The sequence below is a fragment of the Pseudarthrobacter sp. CCNWLW217 genome (assembly GCF_037203985.1).
Lineage (GTDB): Bacteria > Actinomycetota > Actinomycetes > Actinomycetales > Micrococcaceae > Arthrobacter.
Genome location: NZ_JBBCBT010000015.1, coordinates 52,722 through 69,135 on the forward strand (window position 1 = coordinate 52,722; position 16,414 = coordinate 69,135).

14 protein-coding genes and 1 tRNA gene are annotated in these 16,414 nt (G+C 63.9%); 9 read left to right on the plus strand and 6 right to left on the minus strand.

The genetic code is table 11. The features are described from left to right. Positions 1–10: 10 nt before the first annotated feature. Positions 11–1,315 (minus strand): M20/M25/M40 family metallo-hydrolase, encoded by a 1,305-nt coding sequence (locus V9L18_RS16695; protein WP_337348282.1) that lies wholly within the window; start codon positions 1,313–1,315, stop codon positions 11–13. 173 nt (positions 1,316–1,488) lie between these two features. Here V9L18_RS16695 and V9L18_RS16700 point away from each other — a divergent pair. Next, a tRNA-Leu gene (locus V9L18_RS16700) sits at positions 1,489–1,571 on the plus strand. A 262-nt stretch (positions 1,572–1,833) separates the two neighbouring features. Next, entirely contained in the window at positions 1,834–2,136 is a 303-nt protein-coding gene (locus tag V9L18_RS16705; protein ID WP_131132986.1) for a DUF4193 domain-containing protein, read from the plus strand. Between the two features lie 93 nt (positions 2,137–2,229). On the opposite strand, the gene V9L18_RS16710 is transcribed toward V9L18_RS16705, so the two are convergent. Further along, the gene (locus V9L18_RS16710) at positions 2,230–2,694 is read right to left on the minus strand and encodes a GatB/YqeY domain-containing protein (protein WP_337348283.1); all 465 of its coding nucleotides are present in this window, start codon (positions 2,692–2,694) and stop codon (positions 2,230–2,232) included. Between the two features lie 111 nt (positions 2,695–2,805). On the opposite strand from V9L18_RS16710, the gene V9L18_RS16715 reads away from it, so the two are divergent. From V9L18_RS16715 to V9L18_RS16730, 4 genes are read left to right on the plus strand one after another with little or no spacing between them, the layout of a single operon-like run. After that, complete coding sequence (locus V9L18_RS16715) at positions 2,806–3,549, plus strand: M50 family metallopeptidase (RefSeq protein WP_337348284.1); 744 nt, start codon at positions 2,806–2,808, stop codon at positions 3,547–3,549. Positions 3,550–3,558: 9 nt separating this feature from the next. Next, a complete protein-coding gene (locus tag V9L18_RS16720; RefSeq protein ID WP_337348285.1) occupies positions 3,559–4,668 on the plus strand; it encodes a glutathione S-transferase family protein in 1,110 nt (369 codons plus the stop codon). Positions 4,669–4,685: 17 nt separating this feature from the next. Beyond that, positions 4,686–5,795, plus strand: coding sequence for a serine hydrolase domain-containing protein (locus V9L18_RS16725; protein ID WP_337348286.1), 1,110 nt, complete (start codon positions 4,686–4,688; stop codon positions 5,793–5,795). A 27-nt stretch (positions 5,796–5,822) separates the two neighbouring features. Continuing rightward, the gene (locus V9L18_RS16730; RefSeq protein WP_337348287.1) at positions 5,823–6,956 is read left to right on the plus strand and encodes an FUSC family protein; all 1,134 of its coding nucleotides are present in this window, start codon (positions 5,823–5,825) and stop codon (positions 6,954–6,956) included. Here V9L18_RS16730 and V9L18_RS16735 read toward each other — a convergent pair. Genes V9L18_RS16735 through V9L18_RS16745 form a run of 3 tightly spaced genes read right to left on the minus strand, consistent with a single transcriptional unit; the run spans position 6,953 to position 10,578 of the window. Beyond that, complete coding sequence (locus V9L18_RS16735; protein WP_337348288.1) at positions 6,953–7,864, minus strand: MaoC family dehydratase; 912 nt, start codon at positions 7,862–7,864, stop codon at positions 6,953–6,955. The two genes, V9L18_RS16730 and V9L18_RS16735, sit on opposite strands and share 4 nt — an antisense overlap. Further along, a complete protein-coding gene (locus tag V9L18_RS16740) occupies positions 7,861–9,201 on the minus strand; it encodes a 3-oxoacyl-ACP reductase (protein ID WP_337348289.1) in 1,341 nt (446 codons plus the stop codon). Before V9L18_RS16740 ends, V9L18_RS16735 begins: the two co-directional genes overlap by 4 nt. Positions 9,202–9,210: 9 nt before the next feature. After that, the gene (locus V9L18_RS16745) at positions 9,211–10,578 is read right to left on the minus strand and encodes an acetyl-CoA C-acetyltransferase (protein WP_337348290.1); all 1,368 of its coding nucleotides are present in this window, start codon (positions 10,576–10,578) and stop codon (positions 9,211–9,213) included. 60 nt (positions 10,579–10,638) lie between these two features. Between V9L18_RS16745 and V9L18_RS16750 the strand changes: the two genes are divergently transcribed. Then, positions 10,639–11,331 carry a TetR/AcrR family transcriptional regulator gene (locus V9L18_RS16750; RefSeq protein ID WP_337348291.1) on the plus strand — a complete coding sequence of 231 codons (693 nt, stop codon included), beginning with the start codon at positions 10,639–10,641 and terminating at the stop codon, positions 11,329–11,331. A 92-nt stretch (positions 11,332–11,423) separates the two neighbouring features. Further along, a complete protein-coding gene (locus V9L18_RS16755) occupies positions 11,424–13,562 on the plus strand; it encodes an acyl-CoA dehydrogenase family protein (protein WP_337348292.1) in 2,139 nt (712 codons plus the stop codon). A 103-nt stretch (positions 13,563–13,665) separates the two neighbouring features. Here V9L18_RS16755 and glgA read toward each other — a convergent pair whose 3' ends face one another. Beyond that, positions 13,666–14,862 (minus strand): glycogen synthase, encoded by a 1,197-nt coding sequence (gene glgA / locus V9L18_RS16760; RefSeq protein WP_337348293.1) that lies wholly within the window; start codon positions 14,860–14,862, stop codon positions 13,666–13,668. Between the two features lie 102 nt (positions 14,863–14,964). On the opposite strand from glgA, the gene glgC reads away from it, so the two are divergent. After that, positions 14,965–16,368, plus strand: a complete 1,404-nt coding sequence (gene glgC, locus V9L18_RS16765) for a glucose-1-phosphate adenylyltransferase (protein ID WP_337348294.1) — start codon at positions 14,965–14,967, stop codon at positions 16,366–16,368. Positions 16,369–16,414 lie beyond the last annotated feature (46 nt).

Here is a 16,414-nt window from a genome sequence, read left to right on the forward strand (position 1 = left end):
TGGGCCTGTCTCAGTAGTTCGTAAGGAGTGTGTTGAGTACGCGCGCACCGAACTTCAGCGAATCCGCCGGGACGCGCTCGTCGACGCCGTGGAACATGCCGGTGAAGTCGAGGTCGTCCGGAAGCTGCAGCGGCGCGAAGCCGTAGCCCGTGATGCCCAGGCGGCTCAGGGACTTGTTGTCCGTGCCTCCAGAGAGGGTGTAAGGCAGAACTTTGGCTCCCGGGTCTTCGGCATGCAGCGCGTCAATCATGGAATCCACCAGGTTGCCCGCGAAGGGAACCTCCAGGGAGACATCGTTGTGCACGTAGCTGACGTCCACCCCGGTTCCGGCGAGCTCACGGACTATTTCGAGCACGTGGTCCTGCTGGCCAGGCAGTGTGCGGCAGTCAACAAGGGCCTCGGCCGATTCCGGAATCACGTTGTGTTTGTAGCCGCCGTTCAGCAAGGTCGGGTTGGTGGTGTTTTGCAGTGTTGCCCCCACGAACCGGGCCACCGTGCCGAGTTGGTTCAGGAGGATGTCCGGGTTGTCCGGATCGAATTCCACTCCCGTGAGTTCTGTCACGCCGTCCAGGAACTGACGGGTGGTAGGAGTCAGCTCAATGGGCCATTTGTATTCCCCGATCCGGGTCACAGCGGCTGCCAGCCGTGTGATCGCGTTGTCAGTATTGATCTGCGAACCGTGGCCGGCCCGTCCGTGGGCAACGAGGCGGAGCCAGGAGATCCCCTTTTCCGCGGTCTGAAGGAGGTAGGTGCGCTGCCCGCCAATGGTTGCCGAAAACCCGCCTACCTCGGAGATGGCCTCCGTCGCACCTTCGAAAAGTTCCGGGCGCTTGTCCACCGCGTACCGGGCCCCGTATTCGCCCCCAGCCTCCTCGTCAGCGAAGAAGGCGAAGATGATGTCCCGCTTCGGTTTCCGTCCCGTTCTGGCGAACCCGCGCAGCACGGAGAGGATCATGGCGTCCATGTCCTTCATGTCCACTGCGCCGCGCCCCCAGATGAGGCCGTCCTTGAGCTCCGCGCCGAACGGATCTACCGACCACTGCTCCCTGATAGCGGGGACCACGTCAAGGTGGCCGTGGACCACGAGGGCACTTGCGCCCGGGTCCTCCCCAGCCATCCTGGAGACGACGCTTGCCCTGCCAGGGGCCGACTCGAAAATTTCGGCGGACAACCCGACTTCCTCGATCAGGCCGGCTGTGTACTCGGCTGCGGCGCGTTCGCCGGGTCCGGACCCGTCGCCGTAATTGGAGGTGTCAATCCGGATGAGTTCCTGGCAGATCCGGACGACTTCATCTTCGGGACGGATTTGGGTCATTGGGCACTCCTCATGAAGGTGGCGGCTGCTGGGAACCTGGGCGGATTTCCGTGCCTTCAGCCTACCCATCGGGCCCGATTTCATGTTCCAGGAAAGTTCATGTAGAGTCTTTCTCGCTGCTTCGGAGAAATGCGAAACGCTGAAAGGCGGAAACGTTGTCCGAATTACCACCTGCGCGGGTGGCGGAATGGCAGACGCGCTAGCTTGAGGTGCTAGTCCTCGAAAGGGGGTGGGGGTTCAAGTCCCCCTCCGCGCACAGAAGGGAAAGCCCCTGGAATCCAAGGATTCCAGGGGCTTTTTTCTATGGCGGCAAACTTCGATCCGGCTGCGGCCGCCGTCGGCCTTGTGCTGATTGCAGGTTCCATGCTTTAGTAGCCCGCAGCAATGCCGTTGGTCACATTCGGATCGAATATCGCGCGCCACACGTGTAGTGGAGCGTTAGCCCGTTGGGGAATACCAGCGCCATGCTGTACGTTGCATACGCGACAGACTGAACCAAAGAAAAGAGAAACACCTAAGTGGCAACCGATTACGATGAACTCCGCTCCGACGTCAAGGAGTCGCAGGACAACTCGCTCGAGGCGCTCCAGTCCGCGAACGCACCGGACGCCCGCAGCGTTGTGCTGGAACTCGATGAGGCAGATGGACTGGACGGCGCAGGCGTTCCGGGCGGCGAATTCGTTGCCGAGGAACTGATCGTCCAGGTCATCCCCCAGGCCGATGACGAGTTCACCTGCTACTCCTGCTTCCTTGTCCGGCACCGCTCGCAGATCGCGCGGCAGAAAGACGGACACAGCTACTGCACGGACTGCGAAGGCTGATAGCAGTACAAGGACACCCCCGGCGCCCGCTACCGCAGGCGCACCCGGAGACGATGAGGCGCGCCCACGGCAACCGTGGACGTGCCTTTCGTTTTAACCGAGCCGGCTGCGGACCATCTGGCTGACGGCTTTTCCGTCGAAGCGGCCAGCGACCTTCGCGGTGACCGGCTTCATCACCTCGCCCATCTGGCGCATGCCGGGCACCTGGCCCTGGGCGCTGATCTCGGCAATGACGCCATCAACGATGGCTTCCACTTCAGCTTCGGTCAGCTGCTTTGGCAAGTAAGCCTCGATGACCTCCGCCTCGGCGATTTCAGCGGCAGCGCGGTCAGGTTCTCCTGCCTCCGTATAGATCCGCGCGGTGTCGCGGCGTTTGGCCGCTTCCTTCTGCAGCAGGGACGTCACCTGGGCGTCGTCCAGCACCACAGGCGTCTTCCCTGACTTTTCGCGGGTTTCGATCTCGCCCAGTACGTTGCGCACGGTCGTGAGCGCTACCTTGTTGCGCTCCTTCATGTGCGTCACCACATCAGCGTGCAGTCGTTCCTTCAAAGTGGACACGGTATTCCTCGATTCATAGCGCGCCCCAGGCCGGGGCGCCGGCAGGTCCACCTGCCCTCTAGTACCGTAGAGGGCTATGGCGCACTCTGACTACCTCCCCGCGGGCAGGCGATGAACACCCTGCCCGGCCAACTGTGGCAGCGCCTCGTTGAAGCTTTCGGCCAGACCGCCCTCCCTGATGTTTCCCTCAGTGAATTGGCGGTGGTCCTTCTTGTGGCCACTGCATTGTCGATTCCCCGGGCCACTTGGCGATACTTTGGCCTGTTGGCCACCGCTACCCATGAGCTGGGCCATGCTTTTGCCGCTCTTATGAGCGGACAAAGACTGGGCGGGATCAGGCTCAGCCTGGATCACTCGGGGACAACCACCAGCTACAGCAGGGGCCGGTTGGCTGCCGTGTGGTCCGGCTTCTGGGGATACCCGGTTCCGGCACTGACCGGGGCGGCGCTGGTCTGGTCCGGCTTCAACGGCTGGGGGCCGGCCGCGCTGACGGCAGGCTCACTGACCCTGCTCTTGTCGCTTCTTTTCGTTCGCAACCTGGCGGGGTTCCTCATCACTGTGTGCGCAGCCGCGGCGGGCGCCGCGCTGGTTTTTTTCGTTCCGCACGCCTTCACCGGCCATGTGGCGATCGCGCTCGGGCTGGCTCTGTTAGTGGCTGCAGTCCGCGATGTGATCAAGCTCATGCACGTGCATTTTCGCCGCAGGGACCGCTTGGCCAGCTCCGACGCCTATCTGCTTTATCGCTCCACGTCCGTGCCCTCGTTTATCTGGATTGCGTTGTTCGCCGCCGTCGTGGGGGCTTCGTGGGTGGTGGCCTGGCAGCCTATCTCGGCGATTCTCGTTGCAGGAGCATAGGGTAGTCGGATGAAACAGGAAACGGGAGCAGCGCCGACGTCCGGCCCCAAGGGTGGCGACGATCACAGCACGTTGGGCGCCTATGTTACCGGCGGTGCGGAGTTCACCCGCGATACCAATTACATCGAGGACCGGATCACCCGTGAAGGCACTCCCGGACCCAACGGGGATCGCGGCTGGCCCCTGGAGTCGGGACGGTACCGCCTGATCGCTGCAAGAGCCTGCCCGTGGGCCAACCGGACTGTCATCGTACGAAGGCTTCTGGGCCTCGAAGATGCCATTTCCCTTGGGCAGCCTGGACCCACCCATGACGCCCGTTCCTGGACTTTCGACCTGGACCCAGGCGGCGTTGATCCGGTCTTGGGCATCGAGCGTATCCAAACCGCGTATTTCCGGCGGTTTCCCAACTATCCGAGGGGCATCACTGTCCCTGTGATCGTGGATGTCGCCAGCGGTGAAGTTGTGACGAACAATTTCCCCCAGATCACCCTCGACTTCTCCACCGAATGGACGCAGTTCCACCGTGCGGGCGCGCCGCAACTGTACCCGGTAGAGCTGCGGGCAGAAATTGACGCAGTCAACAAACGCGTCTTTACAGAGGTCAACAACGGGGTCTACCGCTGCGGCTTTGCCGGGTCGCAGGAAGCCTACGACGCCGCCTTCGCCCGGCTTTGGACGGCTTTGGACTGGCTGGAGGAGCGGCTCTCCGGCCAGCGATACCTGGTCGGAGACACCATTACCGAGGCGGACGTCCGGCTCTTCACCACCCTGGCCCGGTTCGATGCCGTGTACCACGGCCACTTCAAGTGCAACCGCCAGAAGCTTTCCGAAATGCCGGCGTTGTGGGGCTATGCCCGTGATCTTTTCCAGACGCCCGGATTTGGCGACACGATCGATTTCGTCCAGATCAAGCAGCACTATTACCTCGTGCACGAGGACATCAACCCCACGGGCATCGTGCCGCAGGGGCCGGAGTTGTCGGGCTGGTTGGATGCCCACAGCCGGGAATCCCTGGGCGGACGCCCCTTCGGGAACGGTACTCCCCCGGGTCCGGTGCGGCCAGATGAAAAGGTGACGCCAGGGCATGGGGCCAGGTCAACATCGGAAAGCGCTTTCTAAGCCGCTAAGCTAAGGCCATGCAGATTTCCCATGGCCTTGCCGCACCCGGTTTCGAGGGCGTTTTTGACCTGTTCGAATCTCTCCTTGCCCAGGATGAGCGCTACAGCGCGCAGCTGGCTGCCTACCAGCACGGCACCAAGGTAGTTGACCTCAGCGGCGGCCCTCTCATCTCGTCAGATTCCATCACGGGCGCCTACTCCTGTTCGAAGGGCGTGGCCGCGATGGTGATTGCCTTGCTGGTCCAGGACGGTCTGCTGGATCTGGACCGCACCATGGCACACTACTGGCCGGAATTCGGGCAGCACGGAAAGGACCGCCTCCTTGTCCGTCAGGCTTTGTCCCACCAGGCCGGGGTGTTGGGCGTCGAGGGCGGCTTCGCCCTCGGTGAGTTCACTACGCCGGAAGCAGCCGCGCGGCTAGCGGCAACTGTGCCGGCGTGGCGCCCAGGCAGCTGCTTCGGATACCACGCGATCACCATCGGGATCATGATGGAGGAACTATGCCGGCGAGTGGCCGGCAGTACGCTCCAGTCGCTGTACAACAGCCGCATCCGCGAGCCGTTCGGCGTCGACTTCTTCCTGGGGCTGCCGGTTGAGCTGGACAGCCGCTACCGGGATGTCCTCTACGACGCCGACCCGCAGCAGCCGTGGCTGGACCCACTGAGCCTTGAAGGAATCAATGGCAACGCTGCCGTGAGCACCATCATGGAGCTGCCCAACCAGCGGACGGTACGGGAGGCCGGCATGAGCGCGGCCGGCGGGGTCGGTTCGGCCGAAGGGCTTGCACGCCTGTACGCAGCGGCTACCACCGGCGTCGAAAGCGGCCCGCCATTGCTCTCGCCTGGCACAGTGGCAGCGATGTCCCAGGAACAGGTGTGGGGCCTGGACCGTTCCTCGGGGCTCGACAACGCCTTTGCCGTGGTGTTCATGAAGCCCCATCCGTCACGGAATTTTGGCAGCCACCGCGCCTTTGGCCATGAAGGCGCCAACGCGGCTCTGGGCTTCGCGGACCCATCCTACGGACTTGGTTTTGGCTACATTCCGCAGCGCGCAGAGGAAGGCCGTACTCCCGGTAAGGCGCACCGCCTGGCCGCTGAGGTCAGGCGTGCGGCCGCTGCCTTGTCCTAGCGGGACCCTGCCCCTAAGGTGGGGCGGATGGGTGATACTCAACCGCCGCGGGCGGCCAGGCTGCCTAACGGGACCAGGCTCTTGCGCCGGGCGGTCAAAGGCGTAGGTGTAGCGTTCGAAGTGCAGCGCCTTCAGCTGGCCGCAAAGGCTGCGCTGGCTGCCGGCCTGGCCTTTTTTGTCGCCCCGTACATGCCAGGAGCGGCGGCGGAGTATCCGTATTATGCCCCTCTGGGCGCCTTGGTCTCGATGTACCACAACGTTGCCGGTTCAGTACGCCAGGGCCTCCAGACTTTGGTGGGCCTGGCCATGGGAATTGGCCTTGCGTTCCTCCTGGTCAATGTCACGGATCCTTCTCCGGTGAGCGTTGCGGTCTTCATGGGCATCGGCGTGCTGCTCGCGGGCCTGCCGCGGCTGGGATCGGGAAGGGACTGGATTCCAACGGCGGCACTGCTGGTCCTGTTGGTGGGCGGAAGCAACCCTGATGATTTTTCCTTCGGCTACCTCATCCAGATGGGTGTGGGCGTTGCTGTCGGCATCGCCGTGAACCTCCTGGTGTTTCCGCCCTTGCACTTCAATGCTGCGGCCGCCAGCCTGGACGAGCTCCGACTGGCACTTGGCACACAGCTGACGGACATGGGGGCAGCGCTCAAGGAGAAGTGGCCCCCGGAGCATGAGGACTGGTCCCGCCGTTCGGACGAGCTTGCAACGGCCGCCCGGTCCGTCAGGCACCTAGTCCAGGAAGCAGACGCCAGCCGACGCGCGAACCCGCGCCGGCGGCTCCACCCCCGGGACGTGGACCTGGACTACCGCAACCTGCGCGAGCTGGAAAGGGTGACGTTCCACATCCAGGACATGACGGAGGTTCTCTCCGACGTCATCTGGCAGGAAGACGTACCGTATACGGTCCCCTTCAGGGACAGCGTGCCGCTGGCAGAGGCCATGACCGCCACCGGAGAGCTGTTGCGCTCATTCCATAGTGAAGACACCGCATCACAGCACCGGCTGTTCAGCTCGGCGGAAGCGGCTGTGGCAGCCTGCATGGCCGCCACAGCCAGCCCGGACCCGGCAGAGCCTGACCCGGACGAAAGGACCGTGACCGCTTCCGAATCGATCCTCCTGAGCCTGCACCGGATCCTGCGAGCCGTGAGGCCAGCACCCTAGAGTGCAGCCACGGTTCCGGCGAAATACTTGCGGCCGGACCTCGGGTTCCAGGCAACAAAAGCGGACTTTTGCCACGCCCCTGCTGGAAGCTGCTCGCTGCCGATGTCAAGGGCAACGCGTGCCGGCAGGAACACCGGCGCTTCGAAGTCAACGTCCCAGCTAAATGAATCCCCCTTGACCGCGCCAACGTCCGCCAGCGCCCTCGACGCCAAGTACATGCCATGGGCTATGGACCGGCGCATCCCGAGGGCTTTGGCTGACAACACGCTGAGGTGTATCGGGTTGAAGTCGCCTGAGACTGCTGCGTAAGCCCTGCCGGTATCAACGCCCAGGTGCCACAAGGCCGTTGGATCGGGGGCTTTGAAGTCAGCCCTGCTTTCAGCAGGCGAAGGTTTGTCGATCCCCGGCAGGAATACGCCTTTGGCGAGATACGTAGAGACTCCCCGCCACCGGAGGTCGGCCGTCCCGGCACTGCGCACCTCCACCACCACGTCCACTTGCGTCCCGGAACGGTGGCCCCTCAGGTTCTCCACGTGAGCTGTGATGTCCAGCCGTTCCGAGAACAGGACTGGGGACCGTTGTTCGACATGGTTGCTGAGATGGACCATGCCCAGCAGTGGCAATGGGAAGTCATCCCTGTTCATCACGCTGATGGCAAGCGGGAAGGCGAGGGCATGGATGAAGCCGGCCGGCAGGACATCGCTGGCCGTCTCGCCGATGAGGTGCTGATATGCAGTGAGGTTGCCGACGTCGGCAGTGACTCCCCTGACTTCGTGGCTGGCCTCTGGAAGTTCAGCCGCATCGTGGGATCCCAGTATTCGGCGGCGTGCGGCCTGCGCGGCCGCATTGACATACAGCTTGGAGAGGGACGGCATCTCACCCAGGATGACCGGCTGGACTGTGGTCATGCCCCCACCATGTACTGTCCGCAGACCCGCAGGACGCCGCCGTTGATTCCTCCGGCGGCATCGCTGGCCAGGAAGGCGATGGCTTCGGCAACGTCGGTGGGCTGGCCGCCCTGCCGGAGTGAGTTGAGCCGGCGGCCCGCCTCCCTCAGAGCCAGAGGTACTTTGGCGGTCATGTCGGTTTCGATGAACCCGGGTGCCACGGCGTTGATCGTTCCCCCGCGCTCGGAAAGGAGCGGAGCGGAGGCTCGCACCATGCCCATCACTCCGCCTTTGGAAGCAGCGTAGTTTGTTTGGCCGCGGTTTCCGGCGATGCCGCTGGTGGAGGCCAGCGACACGATGCGGGGTGAATCACGAATGTGTTCAGAAGCGAGGAGGGCCTCGTTGATTCGGAGCTGGGCGGCAATGTTGACGTTGATGACGGCGGACCAGCGCCCGTGATCCATGTTGGCCAGGAGTTTGTCCCTGGTGATTCCGGCGTTGTGGATGAGGATGTCCAGGCGTCCGTGCCGCTGCACGGCATGTTCGATGATCCGCTGGCCCGCGTCCTCACGGCTGATGTCCAGTTGGAGGGCCGTGCCGTGGACTTCGTTGGCCACCGCGGCGAGATGGTCTCCTGCCGCCGGAATATCCACGAGGACCACGGTTGCCCCGTCGCGGTGAAGGGTCCGGGCAATCGATGCGCCGATTCCGCGGGCGGCACCGGTAACAACGGCAACCTTGCCCGCCAACGGTTTCTCGAAATCTGCCGGCAGGCTGCCTTCCGTCGAGGTGACAGTCAGGAACTGACCGTCCACGTATGCCGAGCGTCCAGAGAGGAGGAACCGCACGGCTGCCAAGGCGCTGGGGCTGGTAGTGGTGACGCCATCACCGAGCAGGATGCCGTTGCCGGTCGCGCCGGCACGGAGTTCCATTGCCAGCGACCGCAAGAAGCCGTCCACGCCCTGCCTGGCCGCGGCCTGTGAGGGGGTCGCGCTGTTGGCTGCAGGCCGGGAGAGGGTGATGACGCGGCCACTGGGAGCGAGATCGCGGAGCGAAGCTGCCGCTGCCAGGACTGGGTGTTCAAGATCGTCGGGCCGGTCCAGCTCATCGAGGACCAACACTATGGCGCCAAGTTTTTCGCGCGGTACGGCATGTCTGCGGACATCCAGGTCCCACGAGAGCAGGCTGGCCGCCAGCGCGTCAGCTCCCGCAGAGTTGCCTTGCACCAGGACCGGGCCGGTGATCAGTGGCTGCCCCGGCTCGTACCGCCGCAGGATCGTCGGCTGTGGGAGGCCCAGCTTCTTTGCGACGTTCCTGCCGAGTCCGTGGCTCACGAACTGCGTGTATTTGTCTGTCATCCGGTCCCCCTACAGTGCTTCGAGAATTGCGACAACGCCCTGGCCACCTGCGGCGCAGATGGAAATGAGTCCACGCGCCGGCCGTCCGTCAACGCTGCCCTTGGCATGCAGCATCTTCGCCAGCGAGGCAACGATGCGGCCTCCAGTGGCGGCAAAGGGATGCCCTGCGGCGAGGGACGAGCCGTTGACGTTCAGTTTGGCGCGGTCGACAGTTCCGAACGCGCCTTCAAGGCCCAGCCTGGAGCGCCCAAACTCTTCGTCCTCCCATGCTGCCAGGGTGCTGAGGACTGTGCCGGCGAAGGCTTCATGGATTTCAAAGAAGTCGAAGTCCGCCAGGGTGAGGCCGTTGCGGGCCAGGAGTCGCGGAACAGCAAACGCGGGAGCCATCAGCAGGCCGTCCTTGCCATGGACAAAGTCGACGGCGGCCGCCTCACCGTCCACGACCGCTGCCAGTTTGGGAAGGTCATGGGCATCAGCCCAGGCCTCGGCTGCGAGGAGGACTGTGGAGGCTCCGTCAGTCAGAGGGGTCGAATTACCCGCGGTCATGGTGGCTTCCGCCCCAAGGTTCCTGCCGAAAACCGGTTTCAGCGTGGCCAGCTTCTCCAGCGTGGTGTCAGCCCGCAAATTGGAGTCCCGCGCCAGGCCGCGGTAGGGGGTCAGGAGGTCGTCAAAAAAGCCGGCGTCATAAGCAGCCGCGAGATTGCGGTGGCTGGCGAACGCAAGCTGGTCCTGCGCCTCCCGCGTGATGTTCCACTGGGCGGTGGTCAGCGCTTGGTGTTCGCCCATGGAGAGGCCGGTACGGGGCTCGCCCGTGTTGGGCGCATCGGGGGCGAGGTCCTTCGGCCTCAACCGGCTGAGCACCTGCAACCGCTGCGGGAGGGTTTTGGCCCGGTTGAGGTCCAGCAGTACCTGCCGCAGCCCCTCGCTCACGGCTATGGGCGCATCCGATGCCGAATCCACGCCGCCGGCAATCGCGGAGTCGATTTGGCCGAGCTTGATCTTGTTGGCAAGGCCGAGAACGGTTTCCAGCCCTGTGGCGCATGCCTGCTGGACATCGTACGCGGGTGTCTCAGCGGACAGCGCTGAGCCCAGGACGGCCTCGCGCGTCAGGTTGAAATCCCGGGAGTGTTTGAGGACGGCGCCGGCGGCGACCTCGCCGATCCGCTCCTCCTGAAGTCCGAACCTGGCAATGAGGCCATCCAGGGCGGCGGTCAGCATGTCCTGGTTCGAGGACTTGGTGTAGGCGCCCCCTGACCGTGCAAAGGGGATCCGGTTTCCGCCTACCACCACAGCCCTTCGGGGCGTTGGAACGGTTGCGGGGACAACCGGGCTGCTGGATTCCTGGGGTCCTGCGACGGACTGTCCTTCGACGGACATAGGTGTCTCCTCTGTTGTGGTCTGTTACCGATACCCAGCGTACCTGATACGCTGGGTATCGTGAACAACCCTCAGGCGAAGGCAGCACCATCCCCGGTCATTGTCAGCGAAGACGGCCGCTCGTCCCGCTGGCAGAGCCACCGCGAAGAACGACGCCGGGAGCTGATCAAGTCGGCGCGCCGGGCAGTGCATGCCCTCGGCAGTGATGCTTCCATGGAGGAGATCGCCCACGCCGCCGGCACGTCGAAGTCTGTTTTCTACCGCTATTTCGGGGACAAGGCAGGGCTCCAGAAGGCAGTGGGCGAGGTTGTCCTCAGCCAGATGCAACGCCGTATCGGCGAAGCCGCCCAAAACGCCCAGACTCCCCGTGAGGGGCTGCTGGCCATGGTCTCTGCCTACCTGCAGATGGCCGAAACCAGCCCCAATGTGTACACGTTCGTGACACGGCAATCCGGTGGCGAGCCGGACAGTCTGCACGGTTCAGCAGCTATTTCCGGCGCCCTCGGTCATTTTTTCGACTCCATCGGGGAGATGATCGCCACGCCTATGCGCGCACATCTTGGCGAGGGCAAGGAAGCAGTGATCGGCTACTGGCCAACGGCTGCTATCGGCCTGGTCCGCAACGCCGGGGAGCAGTGGCTGAGCACCCCCGATTCTCCGGCAAAGCCCGGCCAGGAAGCCATGGCACGCCAGATCACGGCCTGGCTGTGCGTGGGGATAGCCCCTGAGCTGGACCCCGCCAAATCGCTATGAAATCCGCATTCAGCCCGGGAATCCCCTAACTGGCCGAGCTGAGAGCACCACCGTCAGAACACCACCTGTCAGAACCAACGAAGGACATTGACATGACTGAAGTAGTGGACCGCCCGACAGGCAAGGGGCCGCGGCCCGCCAAGCAGACCAGGGCGTCTGCGTTGCCCTCGAGCAGCCAGCACGGAAAGGCCCAGCCCGCCGTCGACGTCGCCGCCCTGGGTGAACAGCTCCTGGGTAGATGGGCCAGCATCCGCCGGCAGGCGCGCCAACTTGCCAAAAGCCCTGAGCTGCACAAGAAGGAGGGCCTGACGCACAACGACCACCGGAGCCGCACCTTCGGGCAGCTGAAGTTCCTCGTGGACAACGAAGCAGTGCACCGGGCCTTCCCGGCTGCCCTTGGTGGTTCGGATGATCATGGGGGCAATATCGCCGGATTTGAGGAGTTGGTCACGGCCGACCCGTCGCTCCAGATCAAGGCAGGCGTCCAGTGGGGGCTCTTCGGGTCGGCGGTGATGCATCTGGGCACCGAGGAGCACCACGCAAAGTGGCTGCCCGGCATCATGAACCTGGACATTCCCGGCTGCTTCGCCATGACGGAAACGGGCCACGGTTCGGATGTGGCGAGCATCGCCACGACCGCCACGTACGACGCCCAAACCCAGGAATTTGTGGTCCACACACCCTTCCGCGCGGCGTGGAAGGACTACATCGGCAATGCCGCCATCGATGGCCTCGGTGCTGTTGTCTTTGCCCAGCTGGTGACCAAGGGCGTCAATCATGGCGTCCATGCCTTCTACGTTGACCTGCGTGATCCGGCAACGAAGGAATTCCTGCCGGGAATCGGCGGCGAGGATGACGGCGTCAAGGGCGGCTTGAATGGAATAGACAATGGGCGCCTGCACTTCACCAATGTCCGCATTCCCCGCACGAACCTGCTGAACCGCTACGGGAACGTGGACGCGGACGGAACCTACACATCAATGATCGCCAGCCCCGGCCGGCGGTTTTTCACCATGCTGGGCACCCTGGTCCAGGGCCGGGTTTCCCTGGACGGCGCCGCCGTCGCCGCCTCGAAAATTGCGCTTAAGGCGGCCATCCAGTACGCCACGGAACGCCGCCAGTTCAACGCCTCCTCCCACACCGACGAGGAAGTCCTCCTCGACTACCAGCGGCATCAGCGCCGCCTCTTCACGAGGCTGGCAACCACGTACGCCGCCGGCTTTGCCCACGAGCAGCTTCTGCAGAAGTTCGATGACGTGTTTTCCGGCGCCCACGACACCGATGAGGACCGCCAGGACCTGGAAACCCTGGCAGCCGCCCTCAAGCCGCTCAGCACCTGGCACGCCCTGGATACGCTGCAGGAATGCCGTGAAGCCTGCGGCGGCGCCGGCTTCCTGATCGAAAACCGCTTTGCTTCCCTCCGCGCGGACCTCGATGTGTACGCGACCTTCGAAGGGGACAACACGGTGCTGCTCCAGCTCGTGGCCAAACGGTTGCTTGCCGATTACGCCAAGGAGTTCCGGAACGTCGATTTTGGCGTGTTGGCGCGCTACGTCGTAGGCCAGGCGACAGGTGCGGCCATCCACCGCACCGGCCTGCGGCAGGTTGCCCAATTTGTGGCCGACACCGGTTCTGTGCAGAAGGCGGCGCTGGCCCTCCGTGACGAGGAAGGACAGCGCGCGCTCCTCACCGACAGGGTCCAGACCATGGTGGCGGACGTCGGATCCGCGCTCAAGGGCGCCGGGCGGCTGCCCCAGGACAAGGGTGCCGCCTTGTTCAACCAACACCAGAATGAACTCATCGATGCTGCCCAGGCACACGCGGAGCTGCTGCAATGGGAAGCTTTCACCGAAGCGCTCCGTGACGTCGCAGATCCAGGCACCAAGACTGTGCTGACGTGGCTGCGGGACCTTTTCGGTCTGTCGCTGATCGAGAAGAACCTGTCCTGGTACCTCATGAACGGCAGGCTTTCCATGCAACGCGGTCGCACTGTGGGTGAGTACATCAACCGGCTACTGACCAAAATCCGCCCGCATGCACTGGACCTGGTGGACGCCTTCGGCTACGGCCCGGAGCACGTCCGCGCCGCGATCGCCACAGGCGCCGAAAAGGCGCGGCAGGACGAGGCCCGGGAGTACCTTCGGGCACAACGCGCAAGCGGCCAGTCCCCCGTTGAGGAAAAGGTCCTGTTGGCGCGCACCGCGGCCGCCGCGCGCACGCCGCGGAGTTGAGTCCCTTCCGTACTTCGTCCTCCGGGCACGGCTAAGCGGTGAAATAACGACGGCGCCACTCCCCTTGCGTGGGGCGCGGCGCCGTCGTTATTTATCACCCGCCTCAGGCGAGGACTGAGCGGTACACCTCAAGGGTGGTTTCGGTGATGGATTCCCAAGAGAAGTGCTTCTCGGCGCGCAGGCGGCCTGCCTGTCCCATGGCACGTGCGCGTTCGGGGTCGGAGACGACTTCGGTCAGGGCAGCCGCGAACTCGGTGACGAACTTCTCCGGATCCAGGGGCGTCCCCGTGCCGTCAGTGACCTGTTCCAGTTCCACGAGCAGGCCCGTTTCGCCGTGCTGGACAACCTCCGGAATGCCGCCCGTGGCACTGGCAACCACGGCAGCGCCGCACGCCATGGCTTCGAGGTTCACAATGCCCAGCGGCTCATAGATTGACGGGCAGGCGAACGCGGTGGCGTGGCTGAGGACCTGGATAAGTTCGTTGCGGGGAAGCATACGCTCAATCAGTACTACGCCCGTGCGCTGACTCTGGAGTTCTTCAATGAGGCGGGCCGTCTCGGCTGCGAGCTCCGGTGTATCCGCGGCTCCCAGGCACAGGACCAGCTGCACGTCGGCCGGCAGTTTGGCGGCGGCGCGCAGCAGGTACGGAACGCCCTTCTGGCGTGTGTTGCGTCCGACAAAAACGACGCTGGGTTTCGTCGGATCGATCCCCAGCGCCCGGACTGCATCTTCGCCTTCATCACGGTGCCACATCTCGACGTCGATGCCGTTGTGGACCACCCGGACCTTGGCCGGGTCCACGTCGGGGTAGCTGCGCAGGATGTCCTGGCGCATGCCTTCAGAGACGGCAATGATGGCTGCTGCTGCCTCATAGGCGGTCTTTTCCACCCAGGACGACAGGGCGTAGCCGCCGCCGAGCTGTTCGGCTTTCCACGGACGGAGAGGTTCAAGGCTGTGGGCGCTGAGAACGTGCGGGATGCCATGGAGCAGGGACGCCAGGTGCCCGGCCATGTTGGCATACCACGTGTGCGAATGGACAAGGTCGGCGCCCTCGATGTCCGGCACGATCCGAAGATCCACCCCTAGCGTCTGGACTGCCGCATTGGCTGAGCCCAGGTCTTCAGGCACGGAATACGACGTCACCCCAGCACCGTGGTAATCGGCGTCGCGGGGTGCCCCGAAGGCACGAACCTGCAGGTCAACGTGCTTACTAAGCACCCTGCTCAATTCGGCCACGTGGACCCCGGCGCCTCCATAGATCTCCGGCGGGAACTCTTTAGTCACAATGTCTATTCGCACGATACCCAAGGTAGTCCTTCCGGCTTAACTGTTCTAGTGTGAAGGGGTCCGGGCATGCCGGACTGTTTGGGGAGTTACGAAGGCGTACAGGAGCGACCAATAATGCCGTTGAACAAAAGAGTCCTGGCCATTGTCCTCGCAGGCGGCGAGGGAAACAGACTGATGCCACTGACGGCAGACCGCGCAAAACCTGGCGTGCCCTTTGCCGGCAGTTACCGCCTCATCGACTTTGCGCTGTCCAACCTGGTGAATTCGCGTTACCTCCAGATTGTGGTGCTGACGCAGTACAAGTCACACAGCCTTGACCGCCACATTTCCGAAACGTGGCGCATGTCCACCCAGCTCGGGAACTATGTGGCGTCAGTCCCCGCCCAGCAGCGCGTGGGCAAGAGCTGGTTCCTCGGCAGCGCCAACGCCATCTACCAGTCCCTTAACCTGATCCACGACGCCAACCCGGACATCGTGGTGGTGGTTGGCGCGGACCACGTGTACCGGATGGACTTTGCCCAGATGGTGGAGCAGCACGTCCTCAGCGGCGCCAAGGCCACCGTGGCGGCCGTCCGGCAGCCCCTGAGCATGGCCAACCAGTTCGGCGTGATCGAAGTGGACCAGAACGATGCACAGAAGATTGCAGCGTTTGTGGAGAAGCCTGCCAGCACGCCGGGCCTGGCAGCAGACCCTACCCAGTTCCTTGCATCAATGGGCAACTACGTGTTCGACGCCGACGCCCTGGTGGAGGCCCTCCAGGTAGACGCGGAGCGCCTGGACACCAAGCACGACATGGGCGGCGACATCATTCCCTACTTCGTCAACAAGGGCGAAGCGGGCGTGTACGACTTCACGCTTAACGACATCCCCGGCTCCACCGAGCGTGACCGCACGTACTGGCGCGACGTCGGGACCATCGACTCCTTCTATGACGCGCACATGGACCTCATTTCCCCGCTGCCCGTCTTCAACCTCTACAACTCCGAGTGGCCTATCTACACTCGCCAGAGCATTTCGCCGCCCGCCAAGTTCGTGCGCGGCGAGAAGGACACCGTAGGTACCGCGCTCGACTCGATCGTTTCCAACGGCGTGGTGATCTCCGGCGGTGTGGTGGAAGGCTCGGTTCTGTCCAACGACGTCTTTGTGGCGACCGGCAGCCGGGTCATCGACTCAGTCCTGATGGACAAGGTGAAGATCGGCGAAGGGGCCGTAGTGAACCGGGCCATCATCGACAAGAACGTCAAAGTACCCGCAGGAGCGGCGATCGGGCTTGACGCGGACCTGGACCGCGCCCGTGGTTTCAAGGTAACGGAGTCGGGGATCACGGTGCTGTCCAAGGGCCAGAACGTCCCGGAGCCGGGCGATGAGGAACGTGCACTCGCCGCCAAGAACCTGCACCTTGTACCCAACGCGGTGAAGGCGGCCACCGCCAACTACCCGGAGCTTCGCGAATCCGTGGAGCAAGTGGCAGAGGTGCACGCCGGTGTGGCCAATGCCTCCGGGGCAAACCGCAACTAGTAGCAGGACTTCATTCCGTCCGGGCAGGCCGGATCTCCACAGGCTG